At 72.4% G+C, this 19,711-nt stretch carries 19 protein-coding genes, 1 pseudogene and 1 riboswitch; of the genes and pseudogenes, 8 read left to right on the plus strand and 12 right to left on the minus strand.

What is annotated here, in order from left to right:
* The first annotated feature begins 8 nt into the window (after window positions 1-8).
* Entirely contained in the window at window positions 9-1,646 is a 1,638-nt protein-coding gene (locus BG452_RS34095) for a DNA repair helicase XPB (RefSeq protein WP_188308220.1), read from the plus strand.
* Window positions 1,647-1,671: 25 nt separating this feature from the next.
* On the opposite strand, the gene BG452_RS34100 is transcribed toward BG452_RS34095, so the two are convergent.
* A complete protein-coding gene (locus BG452_RS34100; protein WP_188308221.1) occupies window positions 1,672-1,833 on the minus strand; it encodes a hypothetical protein in 162 nt (53 codons plus the stop codon).
* A 377-nt stretch (window positions 1,834-2,210) separates the two neighbouring features.
* Between BG452_RS34100 and BG452_RS34105 the strand changes: the two genes are divergently transcribed.
* Window positions 2,211-4,202 (plus strand): HelD family protein, encoded by a 1,992-nt coding sequence (locus BG452_RS34105; protein ID WP_188308237.1) that lies wholly within the window; start codon window positions 2,211-2,213, stop codon window positions 4,200-4,202.
* A gap of 46 nt (window positions 4,203-4,248) precedes the next feature.
* Here the strand turns inward: BG452_RS34105 and BG452_RS34110 are convergent, their stop codons facing one another.
* The 3 genes from BG452_RS34110 to BG452_RS34120 all read right to left on the minus strand — a co-directional run bounded on the left by BG452_RS34110 (window position 4,249) and on the right by BG452_RS34120 (window position 6,362).
* Window positions 4,249-4,935, minus strand: a complete 687-nt coding sequence (locus BG452_RS34110; protein ID WP_188308222.1) for a copper homeostasis protein CutC — start codon at window positions 4,933-4,935, stop codon at window positions 4,249-4,251.
* 90 nt (window positions 4,936-5,025) lie between these two features.
* Window positions 5,026-5,985 carry a hypothetical protein gene (locus BG452_RS34115; protein WP_188308223.1) on the minus strand — a complete coding sequence of 320 codons (960 nt, stop codon included), beginning with the start codon at window positions 5,983-5,985 and terminating at the stop codon, window positions 5,026-5,028.
* On the minus strand, window positions 5,982-6,362 hold the full coding sequence (locus BG452_RS34120) for a PadR family transcriptional regulator (RefSeq protein WP_188308224.1): 381 nt from the start codon (window positions 6,360-6,362) through the stop codon (window positions 5,982-5,984). Before BG452_RS34120 ends, BG452_RS34115 begins: the two co-directional genes overlap by 4 nt.
* A 66-nt stretch (window positions 6,363-6,428) precedes the next feature.
* Between BG452_RS34120 and BG452_RS34125 the strand changes: the two genes are divergently transcribed.
* The gene (locus BG452_RS34125; protein ID WP_188308225.1) at window positions 6,429-7,082 is read left to right on the plus strand and encodes a hypothetical protein; all 654 of its coding nucleotides are present in this window, start codon (window positions 6,429-6,431) and stop codon (window positions 7,080-7,082) included.
* Here the strand turns inward: BG452_RS34125 and BG452_RS34130 are convergent.
* From BG452_RS34130 to thrC, 5 genes are all read right to left on the minus strand, one after another.
* Entirely contained in the window at window positions 7,079-7,435 is a 357-nt protein-coding gene (locus tag BG452_RS34130; RefSeq protein ID WP_188308226.1) for a hypothetical protein, read from the minus strand. The two genes, BG452_RS34125 and BG452_RS34130, sit on opposite strands and share 4 nt — an antisense overlap.
* Window positions 7,436-7,557: 122 nt before the next feature.
* The gene (gene groL / locus BG452_RS34135) at window positions 7,558-9,180 is read right to left on the minus strand and encodes a chaperonin GroEL (protein ID WP_188308227.1); all 1,623 of its coding nucleotides are present in this window, start codon (window positions 9,178-9,180) and stop codon (window positions 7,558-7,560) included.
* 325 nt (window positions 9,181-9,505) lie between these two features.
* Window positions 9,506-9,709 carry a cold-shock protein gene (locus BG452_RS34140; protein WP_030289665.1) on the minus strand — a complete coding sequence of 68 codons (204 nt, stop codon included), beginning with the start codon at window positions 9,707-9,709 and terminating at the stop codon, window positions 9,506-9,508.
* Between the two features lie 574 nt (window positions 9,710-10,283).
* Entirely contained in the window at window positions 10,284-10,562 is a 279-nt protein-coding gene (locus BG452_RS34145) for a MoaD/ThiS family protein (RefSeq protein ID WP_188308228.1), read from the minus strand.
* A gap of 27 nt (window positions 10,563-10,589) precedes the next feature.
* Entirely contained in the window at window positions 10,590-11,897 is a 1,308-nt protein-coding gene (gene thrC, locus BG452_RS34150) for a threonine synthase (RefSeq protein WP_188308229.1), read from the minus strand.
* A 17-nt stretch (window positions 11,898-11,914) separates the two neighbouring features.
* Window positions 11,915-12,050: riboswitch (SAM riboswitch) on the minus strand.
* 144 nt (window positions 12,051-12,194) lie between these two features.
* On the opposite strand from thrC, the gene BG452_RS34155 reads away from it, so the two are divergent.
* Complete coding sequence (locus BG452_RS34155; RefSeq protein ID WP_188308230.1) at window positions 12,195-13,226, plus strand: glucosyl-3-phosphoglycerate synthase; 1,032 nt, start codon at window positions 12,195-12,197, stop codon at window positions 13,224-13,226.
* Between the two features lie 215 nt (window positions 13,227-13,441).
* A complete protein-coding gene (locus BG452_RS34160) occupies window positions 13,442-14,908 on the plus strand; it encodes a trehalose-6-phosphate synthase (RefSeq protein WP_188308231.1) in 1,467 nt (488 codons plus the stop codon).
* A 1-nt stretch (window position 14,909) separates the two neighbouring features.
* On the opposite strand, the gene otsB is transcribed toward BG452_RS34160, so the two are convergent.
* Both otsB and BG452_RS34170 read right to left on the minus strand, forming a co-directional pair.
* Entirely contained in the window at window positions 14,910-15,761 is an 852-nt protein-coding gene (gene otsB, locus BG452_RS34165; RefSeq protein WP_188308232.1) for a trehalose-phosphatase, read from the minus strand.
* 371 nt (window positions 15,762-16,132) lie between these two features.
* Window positions 16,133-16,360 (minus strand): DUF3263 domain-containing protein, encoded by a 228-nt coding sequence (locus BG452_RS34170; RefSeq protein ID WP_188308238.1) that lies wholly within the window; start codon window positions 16,358-16,360, stop codon window positions 16,133-16,135.
* Window positions 16,361-16,461: 101 nt separating this feature from the next.
* Here BG452_RS34170 and BG452_RS34175 point away from each other — a divergent pair, with 101 nt between their 5' ends.
* Entirely contained in the window at window positions 16,462-16,824 is a 363-nt protein-coding gene (locus BG452_RS34175; protein ID WP_223243139.1) for a cupin domain-containing protein, read from the plus strand.
* A gap of 67 nt (window positions 16,825-16,891) precedes the next feature.
* On the opposite strand, the gene BG452_RS34180 is transcribed toward BG452_RS34175, so the two are convergent.
* The gene (locus BG452_RS34180) at window positions 16,892-18,145 is read right to left on the minus strand and encodes an extracellular solute-binding protein (protein WP_188308233.1); all 1,254 of its coding nucleotides are present in this window, start codon (window positions 18,143-18,145) and stop codon (window positions 16,892-16,894) included.
* Window positions 18,146-18,476: 331 nt separating this feature from the next.
* On the opposite strand from BG452_RS34180, the gene BG452_RS34185 reads away from it, so the two are divergent.
* Complete coding sequence (locus BG452_RS34185; protein WP_188308234.1) at window positions 18,477-19,436, plus strand: ROK family protein; 960 nt, start codon at window positions 18,477-18,479, stop codon at window positions 19,434-19,436.
* Window positions 19,433-19,711: pseudogene (locus BG452_RS34190) on the plus strand (hypothetical protein); the annotation flags it as partial. The gene BG452_RS34185 and the pseudogene BG452_RS34190, both read left to right, overlap by 4 nt.

The raw sequence follows: 19,711 nt of genomic DNA on the forward strand, positions 1-19,711 counted from the left end.
TCCCCCGCGTGAACGACGGACCGCTCATCGTCCAGAGCGACAAGACTCTCCTCCTGGAGATCGACCATCCCAAGGCCGCCGACTGCCGGCGCGCCATCGCCCCGTTCGCCGAGTTGGAGCGGGCGCCCGAGCACGTGCACACGTACCGGGTGACCCCGCTCGGGCTGTGGAACGCCCGGGCCGCCGGGCACGACGCCGAGCAGGTGGTCGACGCCCTGGTGACGTACTCCCGCTACCCGGTGCCGCACGCCCTGCTGGTGGACGTGGCCGACACCATGGGCCGCTACGGGCGGCTCCAGCTGCTCAAGCACCCCACCCACGGGCTGGTGCTGGCCACCACCGACCGCCCGGTGCTGGAGGAGGTGCTGCGCTCCAAGAAGATCGTGCCGCTGGTCGGCGACCGGATCGACCCGGACACCGTCGTGGTGCACCCCTCCGAGCGCGGCCAGATCAAGCAGGTGCTGCTCAAACTCGGCTGGCCCGCCGAGGACTTCGCCGGGTACGTGGACGGCGAGGCGCACCCGATCGACCTGCACGAGGACGGCTGGCAGCTGCGCCCGTACCAGGCGCAGGCCGTCGAGGGCTTCTGGCACGGCGGTTCCGGCGTGGTCGTGCTGCCCTGCGGCGCCGGCAAGACGCTGGTCGGCGCGGCCGCGATGGCGCACGCCAAGTCGACCACGCTGATCCTGGTCACCAACACCGTCTCGGCCCGCCAGTGGAAGCACGAGCTGGTCAAGCGCACCTCGCTGACCGAGGACGAGATCGGCGAGTACAGCGGGACGCGCAAGGAGATCCGCCCCGTCACCATCGCCACCTACCAGGTGATGACGACCAAGCGGAAGGGCGTGTACGCGCACCTGGAACTGTTCGACGCCCGCAACTGGGGCCTGGTGGTCTACGACGAGGTGCACCTGCTGCCCGCGCCGGTGTTCAAGTTCACCGCCGACCTCCAGGCCCGCCGCCGGCTCGGCCTGACCGCCACCCTGGTCCGCGAGGACGGCCGCGAGGGCGACGTGTTCAGCCTGATCGGCCCCAAGCGCTTCGACGCGCCCTGGAAGGAGATCGAGGCGCAGGGCTACATCGCGCCCGCCGACTGCTGTGAGGTGCGGGTCACCCTGACCGACTCCGAGCGGCTCTCCTACGCGACCGCCGAGCCGGAGGAGCGCTACCGCTTCTGCGCGACCACCGCGACCAAGCGGCGGGTGGTGGAGGCGCTGGTCAAGAAGCACGAGAAGGACCAGACGCTGATCATCGGCCAGTACATCGACCAGCTGGACGAGCTCGGGGAGGTCCTGGACGCGCCCGTGATCAAGGGCGAGACCAGCAACGCCCAGCGGGAGAAGCTCTTCGACGCCTTCCGCAACAAGGAGATCGGCGTCCTGGTGGTCTCCAAGGTCGCGAACTTCTCGATCGACCTGCCCGAGGCGACGGTGGCCATCCAGGTCTCCGGGACCTTCGGCTCCCGCCAGGAGGAGGCCCAGCGCCTCGGCCGCGTGCTGCGCCCCAAGGCGGACGGCCACTCGGCGCACTTCTACTCGGTGGTCGCCCGGGACACCGTGGACCAGGACTTCGCCGCCCACCGGCAGCGCTTCCTGGCCGAGCAGGGCTACGCGTACCGCATCATCGACGCGGACGACGTGCTCTAGCCGGGTTCAGTACCGGACACCGGCTTCAGTACCGGACACCGTCGCGCCCGAGGAAGATCACGCGCGCGGCGGTGTCCAGGACGATGCCGACGTTGCGCACCGCGGTGCTCAGCGGGTTGCGGTGGCGGCCCTGGACGGCGGTCGCGCCGGCCGGGCCCGTACGGGGGGTGGGGGTTTCGGTGCTCATGCTTCAACGGTAGGCACCCGACCGGCCCAGGGCATCACTCCAAAGGCCGTACCCGCCTCGGCGCCCCTCGTCCTCCGGGTGTACGGCACCCCCCGGCACCCCCTGAGACCTGCGGGGCTGGAACCCCGAGGCGGACGGGTCTAAGATCGTCCGCCTGCCCCCTCCCGCACCGTGGTACCTGCTGACGTCCGCAGGCAGCCGGGGGAGGCGCCGACCGCACGGCAACCGGCCGGCTGTACCCCACCGTGAGCTCCATCGATCCGCTGCGCCCGCCACCGGGGCAGCCGGGAAGGTTCGCTGTGCCCGCCACCCCCACCACCGACCCCCTCCAGCGCGAACGCGACCACCTGTCCGCGTCCCGGTCCGCACTGCGGGCGATGCGCGAGGATGTCCAGTCCCTCGACATCCGCGACGTGACCGGCTCCTGGGTCACCGCCGTCATCCTCCAGAACCAGATCGAGGCCAGGATCGCCGCCCTGGCCGACCTCGCCGACACCCCGCTGTTCTTCGGCCGGCTCGACTACCTGCACGCGGTCAGCGAGGAACTCTCCGAGGGCGGCGGGGGAGAGAACTTCTACATCGGCCGCCGCCACGTCCACGACGCCGACGGCGACCCGATGGTGATCGACTGGCGCGCGCCGGTCTCCCAGCCGTTCTACCGGGCCAGCCGCACCGACCCGATGGACGTCGAGCGCCGCCGCCGCTTCGGCTACACCGGCGGCGAACTCACCGCCTACGAGGACGAACACCTCACCGACCCGGCCACAGAGACATTTTCCGGCTCCGCCGGGGGCTCCACCACCTCCGCCCTGCTCGCCGCCGAGATCGAGAAGCCCCGCGTCGGCCCGATGCGCGACATCGTCGCCACCATCCAGCCCGAGCAGGACGAGATCGTCCGCTCCGACGTCACGGGCACCATCTGCGTCCAGGGGGCGCCCGGCACCGGGAAGACGGCCGTCGGCCTGCACCGCGTCGCGTACCTGCTGTACGCCCACCGCGAGCGGCTGGCCCGCACCGGCACCCTGGTGATCGGGCCGAACAACGCCTTCCTGTCCTACATCGAGCAGGTCCTCCCGGCCCTCGGCGAGCTGGAGGTCGGCCAGGCCACCGTGCAGCAGCTGGTCGCCCACGTCGAGGTGAAGGGCGAGGACGACCCGGAGGCGGCCCGGCTGAAGGGCGACGCCCGGATGGCCGAGGTGCTGCGCCGGGCCGTACGGGCCGGCATCACCCTGCCCACCGAGCCCTGCGTGGTGGTCCGCGGCTCCCGCCGCTGGCGCGTCCCGGTGCACGAACTGGTCGAGATCATCGAGGAGTTGAAGGCCCGCGAGGTCCGCTACGGCGCCGCCCGGGACGCCCTGCCGCAGCGCATCGCGCACACCGTGCTGCTGAAGATGGAGCAGGGCGGCGAGGCCCCGGACGACCGGGTGCAGGACGCGGTGGCCCGCAACAGCGCGGTCAAGGCGCTGGTCAAGGAGTGCTGGCCGGCCGTCGACCCGGCCAAGCTGGTGCTGCGGCTGCTCTCCGACCCGCAGTTCCTGGCCGAGTGCGCCGAGGGCGTGCTGACCGCCGAGGAGCAGCGGGCGGTGCTGTGGCCCAAGCCCGGCCGCTCGGTGAAGACCGCCCGCTGGACGCCCGCCGACGCCGTCCTGGTGGACGAGGCGACGGACCTGGTGCAGCGCACGCCCTCGCTCGGGCACGTGGTGCTGGACGAGGCCCAGGACCTCTCCCCGATGCAGTACCGGGCCGTCGGCCGCCGCTGCACCACCGGCTCCGCGACCGTCCTCGGCGACCTCGCCCAGGGCACCACCCCCTGGGCGACGGCCAGTTGGCCGGACGCCCTGCGCCACCTGGGCAAGCCGGAGGCGCACATCGAGGAGCTGACCAAGGGCTTCCGGGTGCCCGAGGAGGTCATCGCCTACGCCTCCCGGCTGCTGCCCGCGATCGCCCCGGGCCTGGCCCCGGCGACCTCGGTCCGCGACGCACCCGGCTCGCTGGAGATCCGCCCGGTCACCGAGTGGGAGGAGGCCGTCCTGGCGGCCTGCCGGGAGGCCCTGGAGCACGAGGGCTCGACCGGCCTGATCGCCGCCGACGCCCGGATCCCGCAGCTCGGCGAACTGCTCACCGCGGCCGGACTGCCGTACCTCTCCCCCGGCGCCGAGACCAGCGCCGACGCCCGGCTGACCCTCGTCCCGGCCTCGCTGGCCAAGGGTCTGGAGTACGACTACGTGGTGCTGGACGAGCCGGCCGCGGTGGTCGCCGGCGAGCCGGACGAGCGGACCGGCCTGCGCCGCCTCTACGTGGCGCTCACCCGCGCCGTCTCCGGGCTGACGGTGCTGCACCGCGAGCCGCTGCCCGCGCAGCTCGGCTGACGCGGTGGGGGCCGGCCCCACCCACGGGACCGGCCCCCACCGGGGTTCACGCGTCGATCAGCGCCCGCCACTCGGCGACCCTGGCCGCGTCGACCGGCGTCCGCCAGCCGTCCGCCCGCACCGCGCCGCCGACGTGGAAGGCGTCGAAGCCCTCCGCCCGCAGCTCCTTGAGGTGCTCGGCCCGCAGGCCGCCGCCGATCAGGATCCGCTGGGTGTAGCCGGGCTCGCCACTGCGGGCCAGCTCGGCGGCCAGCACCGCGCGGCCGGCGTCCACTCCGGCGGCCGCGCCGGAGGTGAGGAAGGTGTCCAGTCCGGGCAGCGCGCCGACGGCGGCGCGCAGGGCGGCCCGGTCGGCGCTGTGGTCGATCGCCCGGTGGAAGGTCCAGCGGCAGCCGGCGATCGCCCCGGCGACGGCCGTGGTGGCGGCCAGGTCGACGGCGCCCTCGGCGTCGAGGAAGCCGAGGACGAACTCCTCGGCGCCCTCGGCCCGCAGCGCGGCGGCCCGGGCGCACAGCTCGTCCAGGTCGCCGGGGGCGAAGCCGTCCCGGATCCGGAGCATGACCCGCAGCGGGATGCCGACGGCGGCCCGGATCCGGGCGAAGTCCTCGACGGAGGGGGTGAGTCCGTCGGCGGCCATGTCGGTGACCAGTTCGAGCCGGTCGGCGCCGCCCGACTCGGCAGCCTGGGCGTCCTGGGGCGTCAGCGCGATGACTTCGAAAATTGGTCTAGACATATCAGACAGCCTGCCACATCCCCCTACCCCCGGCGAGACCGCGCCCCCGTTCCGGTCGCACCGGCCCGGGGGCGCCCGTCACCCGTCCCGTCACACCCGCCCCGGCACCATCCCGAAGGTCTGCCGCCGGCCGAACCGGTGCTCCGCCACCGCCACCAGCACCAGCAGCGCCACCACCGGCACCGCCACCGGCAGCAGGTGCGAGATCCCGCCGGACTCCCGCCAGATGTTGAACAGGCTGCCGGGCCCGGTCAGCACCAGCACCGCCAGCCCCACCGCCGCCGGCCCCATCCGCCCGCGCAAGCCGGCGAAGGTCAGCAGCATCGGGGCGATCAGCATCACCACGAACCACTGGAGGTCCAGCGGGAAGGTCGTGTCGTCCCAGTTCTGGACCGCCTCCAGCAGACCGCCCGCGGCCATCGAGGCCAGCACCAGCCCACCCGTCCGCAGGCCGGGCCGCGGCAGCAGGTCGGTCGGCGCCGCGATCAGCAGCAGCCCGGCCACCACGAACGGCAGCGTAGCCATCCCGACGTAGCCGACCCACCAGACGTCGAGACCGGACGTCCGCCAGGCGGCGTCGCCCAGGTCGTACAGCCCGACGGCGCCCAGCAGCAGCGCGGTGACCCGAACGGCCGTCCAGCGCCCCAGCAGGGCCGCCACCCCGAGCAGCAGCGCCGCCGCCGGCGGGCCGAAGGCCCGGACGTGGTTGCCGAACGAGTCGTCCCAGGCCAGCCACCTGGTGGTCCGTTCCAGGGTGGCCAGCCAGGGCACCATGGTGGCCCCGACCACCGCACCGGCGATCATCGGCGCCACCAGCGCGAGCAGCCGCCCGGCCGCCGAGGCGCCGGTCAGCCCGAGCCGCACCCGCAGCCCGTACACCGCCAGGCCGAGCACCTCCCGGGCGACCGCCGCGCGACCGCCGGCGGCCGTCGTGTCGGCGAACACCTCAGCCAGCTCCTCACCGCGCTCACGGCGGTACTGCGCCGGGTAGAGCTGCAACGCGGCCCGCAGCACCGCCGAGGGCGCGGGACCGATCACCGGCATGGTCATGAGAGTCCTCCCGCGGCAGGCCGCCCCTGCGACCCGCTCTTCCCCGGCAGCATCGACCGGATCTTCGTCAGCCGGCGCTCGGCCTCGGTGGCGACCGCCCGCAGGCGCCCGGCCTCGGCGGCCAGCGCGTCCCGTCCGGCATCGGTCAGCGCGTAGCTGCGCCGGGCCCGGCCGTCCACCACCTCCTCGGCGGCGACCTCGATCAGGCCCTGGGTCAGCAGCCGGTCGAGGGCGCCGTAGAGGGTGCCGGTGCGCATCTTGACCCGGCCGTCCGAGATCGCGGCGACCTCCTGGATGAGCGCGTAGCCGTGTCTCGGCGCATCGGCCAGGGCGGTGAGCAGCAGCAGCGTGGGCTCCTGCATGGAGCGTTCTGTCATGCGACTACATATATCGTCAACCTACCTATAGGTCCAGTACCGGGCCCGTCCGCCACAATGTGCCCCATGCCGACCGAGGACCTGCTCATCGACTGGATCGCCCTGCTGCACCGCTGCGGCACCACCGACGACCCCGAACCGTACGGCCGGGAGCTGCTGCGCCGCTGGTCCGAGCCCTGGCGCCGCTACCACACCACCGAGCACCTGCGCGCGATCCTGCGCCACGTCGACGACCTCGCCGGGCACGCCGCCGACCCGGACGCCGTCCGGCTCGCCGCCTGGTTCCACGACGCCGTCCACCGGCCCGACCGCACCGAGAACGAGGAGCGCAGCGCCGCCCTCGCCGTCCGCGCGCTGACCGCCGCCGGCCTGCCCGCCGACCGCGTCGCCGAGGTCGAACGGCTCGTCCTGCTCACCGCCACCCACGCCCCGGCCCCCGGCGACCACAACGGCGAGGTGCTCTGCGACGCGGACCTCGCCGTCCTCGGCGGCACCCCGGAGGCCTACGCGGCCTACACGGCCGCCGTCCGCGAGGAGTACGGCTTCGTCCCCGAGCCGGACTTCCGCACCGGCCGGGCCGCCGTCCTGCACCGCATCCTGGCGCTCCCCGCCCTCTACCGCACCCCCGCCGCCCACCACCGCCTCACCGCGGCGGCCCGCACCAACCTGACGGCCGAACTCCAGCGGCTCGGCGAGAGCGACGAGAACGGCGAGAGCTAAGCCAGCTCCCCCACCGGCGCCACCACCGCGCCCTGCTTGCCGCACACCCAGTGCGGCTCCGGTCCCAACTCGGGCTCCACGCCCAGCGCGTGCGGGTCCCCGTCGGCCGCGCAGACGGTGCACAGCGGCCACCGCCCGTACGCCTCCAGCAGCGCGTCCTGGACGTCCTGGGCGACCAGCCCGAGCACGTACTCGGTGCCGTCCGGCCACTGCTCCAGCCACCACCGGCGGTGGGTGACGGCCTGCTCCACCAGCGAGACGACGGCGGCGTCCGCCACGTCCCGCGCGGTGAGGTCGGCCAGGATCAGCGCCCGGGCGTTGTGCAGGGCGGTCTCGATGTCGTCGGAAGCCATCCGTCCATTCTCCGTGGACCGGCCGCAGGGTCAAAAACCCGGAAACGCCGCGTGGGCGGCCCCCCGAAGGGAACCGCCCACGCGGACGAGGATCAGCCGATCCGATCGGAACCCGATCAGGATCAGAAGTCCATGTCACCGCCCGGCATGCCGCCGCCGGCGGCCGCGGCGGCCTTCTCCGGCTTGTCGGCGATGACGGCCTCGGTGGTGAGGAACAGCGCCGCGATGGAGGCGGCGTTCTGCAGCGCGGAGCGGGTGACCTTGGCCGGGTCGATGATGCCCGCGGCGACCAGGTCGACGTACTCGTTGGTGGCGGCGTTCAGGCCGTGACCGGCGGGGAGGTTGCGCACCTTCTCCACCACGACGCCACCCTCCAGGCCGGCGTTGGTCGCGATCTGCTTGATCGGGGCCTCCAGCGCGACCTTGACGATGTTGGCACCGGTGGCCTCGTCGCCCTCCAGCTCCAGCTTGTCGAAGGCGACACCGGCCTGCAGCAGCGCGACGCCACCACCGGCGACGATGCCCTCCTCGACGGCGGCCTTGGCGTTGCGGACGGCGTCCTCGATGCGGTGCTTGCGCTCCTTGAGCTCCACCTCGGTGGCCGCGCCGGCCTTGATGACGGCCACGCCGCCGGCCAGCTTGGCGAGGCGCTCCTGGAGCTTCTCGCGGTCGTAGTCCGAGTCGCTGTTCTCGATCTCGGCGCGGATCTGGTTGACCCGGCCCGCGACCTGCTCGCTGTCGCCGCCACCGTCGACGATGGTGGTCTCGTCCTTGGTGATGACCACCTTGCGGGCGGTGCCCAGCAGGTCGATGCCGGCGTTCTCCAGCTTGAGGCCGACCTCCTCGGAGATCACGGTGCCACCGGTGAGGATGGCGATGTCGCCGAGCATGGCCTTGCGGCGGTCGCCGAAGCCCGGGGCCTTGACGGCGACGGACTTGAAGGTGCCGCGGATCTTGTTCACGACCAGGGTCGACAGGGCCTCGCCCTCGACGTCCTCGGCGATGATGACGAGCGGCTTGCCGCTCTGCATGACCTTCTCCAGCAGCGGGAGGAGGTCCTTGACCGAGCCGATCTTGGAGTTGGCGATGAGGATGTACGGGTCCTCGAAGGTCGCCTCCATCCGCTCCAGGTCGGTGGCGAAGTAGGCGGAGATGTAGCCCTTGTCGAAGCGCATGCCCTCGGTGAGCTCGAGCTCCAGACCGAAGGTGTTGCTCTCCTCGACGGTGATGACGCCTTCCTTGCCGACCTTGTCCATGGCCTCGGCGATGAGCTCGCCGATCTGGGTGTCAGCGGCGGAGATGGAGGCGGTGGAGGCGATCTGCTCCTTGGTCTCCACGTCCTTGGCCTGGGCCAGCAGCTGGTCCGAGACGGCGGCGACGGCCTTCTCGATGCCGCGCTTCAGGGCCATCGGGTTGGCGCCGGCGGCGACGTTGCGCAGACCCTCGCGCACCAGGGCCTGGGCGAGCACGGTGGCGGTGGTGGTGCCGTCGCCCGCGACGTCGTCCGTCTTCTTGGCGACCTCCTTGACGAGCTCCGCACCGATCTTCTCGTACGGGTCCTCGAGCTCGATCTCCTTGGCGATGGAGACACCGTCGTTGGTGATCGTGGGGGCGCCCCACTTCTTCTCCAGCACGACGTTGCGGCCCTTGGGGCCGAGCGTGACCTTCACCGCGTCGGCGAGCTGGTTCATGCCACGCTCAAGGCCGCGGCGAGCTTCCTCATCAAAGGCGATGATCTTGGCCATCAGAAGTGGTCCTCCGGGACACGGTCGACTGCTCGGACCAAGGGGTGCCCGCGACGGACGGCCCTGGTGTGCGGAGGGTCCATTCCCCTGCCGCTCCCGGGGGCCTCACCGACCCGGTCCGCTGTCACTCTCACACTGTGAGTGCTAACGCCAATGATTAGCACTCCAGGTGGTCGAGTGCAAGCCCAATCGCCAACCCGCGAGCCGCCGTCCGGGCCCGCGCGGGAACGCGAACGGGCCCGTACGACGCGTGTCGCACGGGCCCGTCGAGAAGCAGGAGGTCCACCAGCGGTGGGCCGCGCCGAGCTCCTGGAGTCGGAAGGGGTCAGACCGCCGCGCGGACCATGTCCGCCTGCGGGCCCTTCTGTCCCTGGGAGATCTCGAACTCGACCCGCTGGCCCTCCTCGAGGGTGCGGTAGCCGTCCATCTGGATCGCGCTGTAGTGGACGAAGACGTCCGCACCACCGTCGACCGCGATGAAGCCGTAGCCCTTCTCCGCGTTGAACCACTTGACGGTGCCCTGAGCCATTCCGAACTCCCCTAGTGCTGTGCTGGCCCTTCACGGGCCCGCAGGTCGCGGGCCCGGGTCTGGTTTTGAAGGCCGGCCCGGGGAACCCCCCCTGAGCGCAGCCGTGCACGCCGCAACCCTCCGCACGGGGCGCCGGGACGGCTTCCGTGAGCGGGTGATTACGTCGACCGCCGCTGAATGTATCCGGACCGACGCCCTCTGCAACAGGGTCAGCCGCCGGGAATTCCGCTGCCCTACCAAGGGACAAGAGCGAACAAACCGGGAGGAAATCGGCATTTCGCGCCGGACATAGCGGACGAATTACTCAAATGCCTGCAGGAATTCTGACATCTGCCTGACATGTTTCCCGGTCCGACCCCGGCCCGGTCTCCCCAGCCGGTCCCACGACCGGCCCCAGCGGCCGGACGACCTCCGGCGACGCACCCCGTCCGCCGGGAGCGAAACCCTGTTCCCAGCAGAGCCACACTCTACTCCGACTTGACCCCGAAATATTCCCGCCGAAATGCACGCAGCCGCCCGCACATACGGAGAGTCGAATTCCGTACGTACGGGCGGCGCGGAAATGGCGCGCGGCTCAGCAGCCGCCGGCCACCGCCGGAATGATCGAGACGCCGGCGCCGTCCTTGATCTCGGTCGCCAGGCCCTCGGCGAACCGCACGTCGTCGTCGTTCACGTACACGTTGACGAAGCGGCGCAGCTTGCCGGTGTCGTCCAGGATCCGGGCCGAGATGCCGGCGTGGTTGCGCTCCAGGTCGGCGATGACCTCGGCCAGGGTGGCCCCCTCGGCGGTCACCTCGGCCGCGCCGCCGGTGTAGGTGCGCAGGATGGTGGGGATGCGGACGTTGGCGCTCATGACTCTCCTTGCGGGGTGGGGGGCGGTTCAGGCGGACGCGAGGCCGGCGGAGTGGAAGGCGTCCAGGGTCGGCCGGATGACGGCGGTCATGCCCGCCTCGGAGACGGCGTCCAGCGTCTTCAGGCCGTCGCCCGTGTTGATCGCGACGGTCTCCTTGGCCGGATCCAGCTGACCGGTCTCGACCAGCTTCTTCAGCACGCCGACGGTCACCCCGCCCGCGGTCTCGGCGAAGATCCCCTCGGTGCGGGCCAGCAGCCGGATCGCCGCCACGACCTCCGCGTCCGTGACGTCCTCGACCGCGCCGCCCGTGCGACGGGCGATGTCCAGCACGTACGGGCCGTCCGCCGGGTTGCCGATCGCCAGCGACTTGGCGATGGTGTCCGGCTTCACCGGCTTGATCACGTCCCGCCCGGCCTTGAACGCCGCCGACACCGGCGAGCAGCCCTCCGCCTGGGCACCGAAGATCCGGTACGGCCGGTCCTCCACCAGACCCAGCTTGATCAGCTCCTGCAGCCCCTTGTCGATCTTCGTCAGCTGGGAGCCCGAGGCGATCGGGATGACGATCTGCTCCGGCAGCCGCCAGCCGAGCTGCTCACAGATCTCGTACGCCAGCGTCTTGGAACCCTCGCCGTAGTACGGCCGCAGGTTGACGTTCACGAAGCCCCAGCCCTCGCCGGCCGGATCCCCGATCAGCTCCGAGCAGAAGCGGTTCACATCGTCGTAGGTGCCCTCGATGCCCACCAGCTCACCGCCGTACACCCCGGCCATCACGACCTTGCCCTGCTCCAGGTCGTGCGGGATGAACACGCAGGAACGGAACCCGGCCCGGGCCGCCGCCGCGCCCACCGCGCCGGCCAGGTTGCCGGTCGAGGAGCAGGACAGCGTGGTGTACCCGAACGCCCGGGCCGCCTCGATCGCACACGCGACCACCCGGTCCTTGAACGAGTGGGTCGGGTTGCCGGAGTCGTCCTTGATGTGCAGCTGCGCCGTGAACCCGAGCTCCCGGCCCAGGTTGTCCGCCTTCACCAGCGGAGTCCAGCCGGGGTTCAGATTGGGCTTCGACGCCACATCGGCCGGCACCGGCAGCAGCGGCGCGTAACGCCAGATGGACGCGGGGCCGGCTTCGATCCGCTTGCGCAGCTCCTCGGCGCGCTCGCCGCCGAACTCGTACGCGATCTCCAGCGGCCCGAAGCACTCCAGGCAGGCGAAGCTGGGGCCGAGCGGGAAGCGGGTTCCGCACTCCCGACACGACAGGGCGGCGGCGGGGCCGAGGTCGACGGGCTGGGATCCCTGCGGCCGAAGGCCGGGGGAGGGTGCGGCAGTGTCGATAGCCATGATGGCGGAGGCCTCTCTCCTCATCTTCCCCGTGGCGCGGACGCACCACAGGCCGGAATTGGCACCTGTCCCGCCGGGGCCTGTCGACGACAGCCGCGCGAGAAGGTTGCCGGGACGTCAACGGGCCGTTCCCTCAGTCCCTCTGGATGAGCTTGTGAAGTTATGGTTCAGCGGCGACCCCGGCGTGCGAAGGTCCGACCGCTGTACGAAGACTGTATCCGAAGGCGTCAACCCTGAACGGGACCGTCCGCCACGCGAGATGAGCCGTTCCACCCGATCCCGCCGAGGAGAGTCACCGTGCCCGCCGAACCGACCCCCGCACTCCTCCCGCAGGCGGCGTCCTGGCTCCGCCGCCGCTCGTGGAGCGCGGCCGAGCGGCCGGTGCACACCCTGCTGGAGGCCAAGCAGCGCACCGGCCGCACCGTCAGCGTCGTCCTCCCGGCGCTCGACGAGGAGGCCACCGTCGGCGACATCGTCCGCACCGTCCGCCGCGAGCTGATGGAACGGGTCCCGCTGGTCGACGAACTCGTCGTGGTGGACTCCGGCTCCACCGACGCCACCGCCGCCGTCGCCGAAGCGGCGGGCGCCCGGGTGGAGCAGCGCGACCGGATCCTCCCCCGGCTGCCCGCCGTCCCCGGCAAGGGCGAGGTGCTCTGGCGCTCCCTGCTGGTCACCCGCGGCGACATCGTCTGCTTCATCGACGCCGACCTGCGCGAGTTCGACCCGGCCTTCGTCTCCGGCATCGTCGGCCCGCTGCTGACCGACGAGTCCATCCACCTGGTCAAGGCCATGTACGACCGCCCGCTGGAGACCGACAACGGCGCGATCGTCCCGGCCGGCGGCGGCCGCGTCACCGAACTCGTCGCCCGCCCCCTCCTCAACCTCCACTGGCCGGAACTCGCCGGCTTCGTCCAGCCGCTCGGCGGCGAGTACGCGGCCCGCCGCTCACTCCTCGAACGGCTGCCCTTCCCCACCGGCTACGGCGTCGAACTCGGCCTGCTGGTCGACGCGTTGGAACTGGTCGGACTGGACGCCCTGGCCCAGGTCGACGTCGGCGTCCGGCACCACCGCCACCAGGACGGCCAGGCCCTCGGCCGGATGGCCGCCACCATCTACCGCACCGCCCTCGAACGCCTCGACCGCACCCACCGCCTCAAGGCCTCCGCCGACCTCGTCCACCCCCACCTCACCCAGTTCAGCCGCGCCCCGGAATCCCTCCCCCAGCCTTCGGCCGGCGGGACCCCCATCTTCGTCCCCCACACCCACCCCGTCACGGCCCTGGAACGCCCCCCGATGCACACCCTCCCCGAATACGCCACCCGCCACTAGGGGCCCGTCTTCGCACTCCCGCCTGCGGGCCGACGCCGGTGCCCGCACCTCGCCGCGTTGTCGTCGGTCGCCCGATGCTCCGCATCGCCTCCCTCCTCCGCCTTGCGATGCACGCACCCCAACGCCGCCCCGCCCGCCCTCCGGGCGAACGACGGGAGTGCGAAGACGGGCCCCAGACGGGTTTGCCACCCCGACCCCCCGGCAACATCCCAACCATGGGCGATCTCACGACCGAACGTTCGAGTGCGACCGGCACCGCCCCCGTTCTGGTGGCCTCCAACCGGGGACCGGTGTCCTTCAGCACCGCCGACGACGGCACGCTGACCCTGCGCCGCGGCGGCGGAGGCCTGGTCTCCGGCCTGTCCGCGATCGACGACCCCACCGCCGTCTGGGTCTGCGCCGCACTCAACGACGCCGACCGCAGAGCCGCCCGGGAAGCCCCCGACGGCCGCCTCGACCTCGCCGGGCACGAGGTCGGCGGCCAGGCCGTCCGGATGCTCGACATCGACCCCCAGACCTTCGCCCACGCCTACAACGGCGTCGCCAACTCCACCCTCTGGTTCGTCCACCACCTGCTCTACGCGACCCCCACCGCGCCCTCCTTCGACGCCGGCTTCCGCACCGAATGGGCCGCCTACCAGGCGTACAACACCGCCTTCGCCGACGCCCTCGCCACCGAAGCCGCCCCGAACGCCGCGGTCCTGGTGCAGGACTACCACCTGTCCCTCACCCCGGCCCTGCTCCGCGCGGCCCGCCCCGACCTGCGGATCGGCCACTTCTCCCACACCCCCTGGGCCCCGCCCGAGTACTACCGGCTACTCCCCGACGACGTCGCCCGGGCCGTCCTGACCGGCATCCTCGGCGCCGACCGGGCCGGCTTCCTCACCGAACGCTGGGCCCGCGCCTTCGCCGCCTGCTGCGCCGACCTGCTCGGCGCCACCGTCGACCACGAGGCACTCACCGTCACCCACGAGGGCCGCACCACCCACCTCGGCGTCCACGCCCTCGGCGCCGACGCCGACTTCCTGCGCGACCGCGCCCACCGCCCCGACGTGGACGAACGCCTCACCGCCCTCCGTACGGCCGTCGGCGACCGCCGCACCATCGTCCGGGTCGACCGCACCGAGCTGAGCAAGAACATCGTCCGCGGCCTCCAGGCCTACCGGCACCTGCTCCGCACCCGCCCCGAATGGCACGACCGGGTGGTGCACATCGCCTTCGCCTACCCGTCCCGCACCGACCTCGCCGAGTACCGCGACTACACCGCCGCGGTCCAGCGGCTCGCCGACGAGATCGACACCGAGTTCGCCACCCCCACCTGGCAACCCCTGATCCTGCACGTCAACGACGACTTCCCGCGCTCCCTCGCCGCCTACCGCCTCGCCGACGTGGCCCTGGTCAACCCGATCCGGGACGGCATGAACCTGGTCGCCAAGGAAGTCCCCGTCGTCTCCGACCACGGCTGCGCCCTCGTCCTCTCCCGCGAGGCCGGCGCCCACGCCGAACTCAAGGACGACGCCCTCACCGTCAACCCCTACGACGTCATCGCCACCGCCGAGGCCCTGCACACCGGCCTCATCATGAGCCCGGAGGAGCGCGCCGACCGCACCAAGCGCCTCGCCGCGGCGGCCACCGCGCTCCCCCCGCAGCAGTGGTTCCTCGACCAGCTCAACGCCCTCTGACTCAGGCCGCGCCGAGCGCCTCCCCCAGGGCCGTCAACAACTCCACCACGCCCTCGGGCCCGTCGACCACCAGATCCGCCCGGTCGGCGAGCTCGCGCACCGGCGCGTCCCCCACCGCCCCGGCGCACACCAACAGCCCGGCCAACCCCTCCCCCCGCAGCTTCTCCACCGCCGCGAAGGCCGCCACGTCCCCCAGGTCGTCCCCCGCATACAGCACCGAACGGGCACCGCGCTCCCGCAGGAACCCAGTCAGCGCCGCCCCCTTGTCCACCCCCGGCGGCCGCAGCTCCAGCACCAGCCGCCCGGGCTCCACCACCAGCCCGTACTCGGCCGCCAACTCCCCCACCGGCGCCCGCAACGACTCCAGCGCCCGCTCCGGATCCCCCGTCCGCCGGGTGTGCACCGCCACCGAGCGCCCCTTGTCCTCCACCCACGTCCCCTCGGGCGCCCCCACCCGCTCCAACACCCCCGGCAACGCCGCCCGCACCCCCGCCACCCCCGGATGCACCTCCGGCGCCGTCACCACACCCCCCTCCCACCGCTCGGCCCCGTAGTGCCCCAGCACCACCAGCCCCGGCACCTCGGCAAACCCCCCGTACTCCGCCGCCAACCCCGCCGGCCGCCCCGTCACCACAACCACGGCCCCCACCCGGGACGCCAGCCCCCGCAACGCCCCCACCACCCCCGGATGCGCCCGCGCCCGCGAGGGATCCGCCACGATCGGCGCCAACGTCCCATCGAAGTCCAAGGCCACCACCGCATCCCCCGGCGCCGCCAGGATCGCCCGCAACCCATCCCGCCCGGCACCCGTGGCCGGCACACCCATCTCGTCAAGACCCATACAGAGGCCCATACCCCCAACCCACGCCAGACCACCACCCCGCGGGCGCGCAGGGCGAAAGCCCGCGCGCCCACAACACCCCCAAACCCCCCACCCGCACCCACCCCCAGCACCCCCACCTCCCCCACCCGCACCCGCACCCCTCCCCCACCCACCCACCCCCTCCTCACCAGGCGAGAGGGACGCGCTGCGGGAGGGGGCGGCGCAGGGGGTGGCTGCGGAGAGGGGCGTGACGGGTGATTTTCAGACTGCCAACGGCGCCCAGCCCCCCACCCACAGAGTCGGCAGTCGGAAAATCATCCAGCCCCCGGAGCGGCCACCCCCGGAGCCGCCCCCGGCACCCACCCTCCCGAGAGCCCCCCGAACGAACGAAGACCCCCGCGTCAACGCACCCCCCGCCGCCCCTCCCGAACCCGCCGCAACCGATTCACCAACACCGGCGCGAACGCCAACGCCTCCTCCCGGTCCAGCAACCCGTTCAGCACCTGGTAGTACCGCGTGGAGGAGAGCCCCAGCTCCTCCCGGATCGCCCGCTCCTTGGCCCCCGCCGTCCGCCACTGCCGCCCCTCCAGCGCCAGCACCGCCCGGTCCCGCTCACTGAGCCCACTCAGCTCACCCACGACAACACCTCCTACGAAGTGTCATTCTCGGCCGCACCCCCGACACACTCTGCCCCCCACCCCGGTGCCCCCGCCCGACTAGCGTCACCCCCATGACCACGCCGATGACCACGCCGAGCTTCACCGTCCACATCCCCGCCGCCGACCTCGACCCGGAGCCGCTCGACCCGTCCCAGATCGTCTCCGGCACCCCCGAGGTCACCGGGAAGGTCCTCTCCGAGTCCCCCGACGGCCGCCAGCTGCGCGGTCTGTGGCAGATCACCCCGGGCGTGGTCACCGACGTGGAGGCCGACGAGATGTTCGTGGTGCTGAGCGGCCGGGCCACCATCGAGGTCGAGGGCGGCCCGACCCTGACCGTCGGCCCCGGCGACTGCGCTGTCCTGCGCGAGGGCGACCGCACCACCTGGACGGTCCACGAGACCCTCCGCAAGGCCTACGCGATCACCCTCCCCTGAGCCGACGAAGCCCCCGCCCCCGCAAAGACCCCCGCCTCCGCCCCCGCGAAGACCCCCCGCCCGGGTCCTACTGCTTCCGGACCCGGGCCGCCTCCTTCATCGCCGCATCCTGGAGCCCGCCGAGCACCTGCTTCGGGTCCCCGGTCACCGCCTGCCCGATCCCCGCCTTGATCCGGTTGCTGACCTCGCCCCAGGCCGGGTCCCCGAACGGGTAGAAGCTGGCGTTGGTCAGCCCGACCGTGAACTGCTTGAGGTCCTCGTGCTTGGGGTCCGAGGACATCTGGCTGAAGGCGTCCTGGGTCACCGGCAGCAGGTTGTACTGCTCGTCGAACTTCAGCTGGTAGTCCTTGGTGTAGACGAAGGACAGGAACTTCTTGATCTCGTTCTTGTGCCCGTTGGCCTTGAACGCCATCATCCAGTCCGCGACGCCGAGGCTCCCGGTCTTCCCCAGGCCGTCCTTGCGCGGGATCGGCGCCGTCCCGAAGTCGATCTTCCCGGCGGACGCCAACCGCAGCAGCGTCGGGTGCCCGTTGAGCATCGCGACCTTCCCGGAGGCGAAGTCCTGGAACACCGGCGTGCGGTTCATCTTGCCTGGGTCCGGGTACGTCAGCCCGGTGCTGACCAGGTTGTTCTTCAGCCAGCTGAAGGTCGCCTGGTTCTGGTCGCTGTCGATGGTGTAGTTGCCGACGTCGTCCGAGAGCGAGCCGCCCCCGCTCAGCGTCCACAGCATCGACTCGGCCGGCGCCTCCTCCGGCCCCAGCGGGAGCCCGTACGGGGTCACCCCCGGAACCTTGGCCTTGATCTTCTCGGCCGCCGCCTTCAGCTCGTTCCAGGTGGTCGGCGGCTGCGAGATCCCCGCCTGCCGGAAGACCGCCTTGTTGTAGAAGAGCACCCGCGAGGAGGACACGAAGGGGATCCCGTACTGGGTGCCCAGCACCTGCCCGGCGTGCGAGAAGTTGTCCATGAACTTGGCCTGGGTGTCCATGGAGAGCACGTCCGCGGCCGCGTACAGCCGGTCCGCCGCGACCTGTTCGGCGAAGCCGCCGGTCTGCAGCAGGTCGGGGGACTTCCCGGCCGCGATCATGTCGTCGACCTTCTTGCCGATGTCGGTCCAGCTGTCGACCTCGACCTGGACCTTGATCCCGGGGTTGGCGGCCTCGAAGGCCTTGGAGACCTCGTCCCAGTAGTGCTTGGAGCTGGTCTCGGCGTTCTCCCCGTAGTCCGCGGCGACCAGTTTGAGCGTGACCGGCCCGTCGCCCTGCCCGCTGCACGCGCTGACCGTGGTGAGCACCAGTGCTCCGGCCAGTGCCGTTCCGAGCACACGGATGGAAACGTGGGCGCGCCTGTCCAACGCGGGTACCGCCTTCAGGGGGAACTACGGCCGGACGAGGGAATCCGGCAGGGGGGAGCGCCACACTGCCAAACCGCTCGCCCATTGGTCCACACCACTCGGGCCCACCTGCCGAGTAGTTACCGAAGTGCCCGGGTTCGTTGCACGATGCGCAACAGCCGGTGAACGGAACCCCGGCCGGGCCCCTCGGCACAGAGCTCCGCACACCCCCCGCAGCCGAGACAAAGCTCACCCAGCAGGACCAGACCAATCCGACAACTGGACTAGACCTCTTCGACCCGACCAAGGGAAACTGTCCCCCGTGAAGCACGTCATCGCACTCGATGTAGGCGGCACCGGCATGAAGGCCGCGCTGCTCGCCCAGGACGGCTCCGTGCTGTTCGAAGCACGCCGACCGACCGGGCGGGAACACGGCACCGACGCCGTGGTCGCCGCCATCCTCGACTTCGCCGCCGACCTGGCCGACGAGGGCCGCGCCCGCTTCGGCGCCGCCCCGCTGGCAGCCGGCGTGGCCGTGCCCGGCACGATCGACGAGAAGAACGGGATCGCGGTCTTCTCGGCCAACCTCGGCTGGCGCGACCTCCCGCTGCGCAAGCTGCTCGGCGAGCGCCTGGCCGACCCCGCCGACGGCACCCGCGGCGCCGCGATGCCGGTGGCCCTCGGCCACGACGTGCGGTCCGGCGGCCTCGCCGAGGGCCGGCTGGGCGCGGGCCGCGGCGTCGACCGCTTCCTGTTCATCGCCCTGGGCACCGGCATCGCCGGCGCCATCGGCATCAACGGCCGGATCGAGGCCGGCGCGCACGGCTACGGCGGCGAGATCGGTCACGTGGTGGTCCGCCCCGGCGGGCCGACGTGCGGCTGCGGCGCCCGCGGCTGCCTGGAGACGCTGGCCTCCGCCTCCGCCGTCTCCCGCGCCTGGGCCGAGGCCAGCGGCGACCCCGACGCCGACGCGGCATCCTGCGCCGCCGCGGTGGACGCCGGGGACGACCGCGCCCGCGCGGTCTGGCAGACCGCGGTCGACGCCCTGGCCGACGGCATCGTGCTCGCCCAGAGCCTGCTCGACCCGTCCACGGTCGTCGTCGGCGGCGGACTGGCCGAGGCCGGCGACACGCTCTTCACCCCGCTGCGCGCGGCGGTCCAGGAGCGTCTGACCTTCCAGATGCCCCCGGAAGTCGTACCCGCCATGCTCAAAGACACCGCCGCGTCCCTGGGCGCGGGCCTGCTCGCCTGGGATCTGCTCTCGATGGAGGTGACCGCGTGACCACCGCGGACCGTGACCGTACTGCCCTGTCCGGCGCCCGGCTCGTCCTGCCCGGCGGCGTCGTCGAGGGCTTCCGCCTCGCCGTCGAAGGGTCCCGGATCGCGGCCATCGCCTCCGGCGCCAACGGCGTCAACGGCGTCAACGGCGTCAACGGCGTCAACGGCGTCAACGGCACGAGCGGCGGGGAGACCGAGCCCGGCGACCTCGACCTGACCGGCCACACCGTCGTCCCCGGCTTCGTGGACCTGCACGTCCACGGCGGCGGCGGCGCCTCC

This window comes from Streptomyces sp. CBMA123 (genome assembly GCF_014596465.1).
GTDB lineage: Bacteria > Actinomycetota > Actinomycetes > Streptomycetales > Streptomycetaceae > Kitasatospora.

Coding starts and splice junctions, on each gene's coding strand:
- BG452_RS34175 (WP_223243139.1), top strand. CDS start 16,462: ATGACCACGCCGATGACCACGCCGAGCTTCACCGTCCACATCCCCGCC.
- thrC (WP_188308229.1), bottom strand. CDS start 11,897: ATGGCTATCGACACTGCCGCACCCTCCCCCGGCCTTCGGCCGCAGGGA.
- BG452_RS34160 (WP_188308231.1), top strand. CDS start 13,442: ATGGGCGATCTCACGACCGAACGTTCGAGTGCGACCGGCACCGCCCCC.
- BG452_RS34100 (WP_188308221.1), bottom strand. CDS start 1,833: ATGAGCACCGAAACCCCCACCCCCCGTACGGGCCCGGCCGGCGCGACC.
- BG452_RS34115 (WP_188308223.1), bottom strand. CDS start 5,985: ATGACCATGCCGGTGATCGGTCCCGCGCCCTCGGCGGTGCTGCGGGCC.
- groL (WP_188308227.1), bottom strand. CDS start 9,180: ATGGCCAAGATCATCGCCTTTGATGAGGAAGCTCGCCGCGGCCTTGAG.
- BG452_RS34140 (WP_030289665.1), bottom strand. CDS start 9,709: ATGGCTCAGGGCACCGTCAAGTGGTTCAACGCGGAGAAGGGCTACGGC.
- BG452_RS34120 (WP_188308224.1), bottom strand. CDS start 6,362: ATGACAGAACGCTCCATGCAGGAGCCCACGCTGCTGCTGCTCACCGCC.
- BG452_RS34130 (WP_188308226.1), bottom strand. CDS start 7,435: ATGGCTTCCGACGACATCGAGACCGCCCTGCACAACGCCCGGGCGCTG.
- BG452_RS34145 (WP_188308228.1), bottom strand. CDS start 10,562: ATGAGCGCCAACGTCCGCATCCCCACCATCCTGCGCACCTACACCGGC.
- BG452_RS34125 (WP_188308225.1), top strand. CDS start 6,429: ATGCCGACCGAGGACCTGCTCATCGACTGGATCGCCCTGCTGCACCGC.
- BG452_RS34110 (WP_188308222.1), bottom strand. CDS start 4,935: ATGTCTAGACCAATTTTCGAAGTCATCGCGCTGACGCCCCAGGACGCC.
- BG452_RS34105 (WP_188308237.1), top strand. CDS start 2,211: ATGCGCGAGGATGTCCAGTCCCTCGACATCCGCGACGTGACCGGCTCC.
- otsB (WP_188308232.1), bottom strand. CDS start 15,761: ATGGGCCTCTGTATGGGTCTTGACGAGATGGGTGTGCCGGCCACGGGT.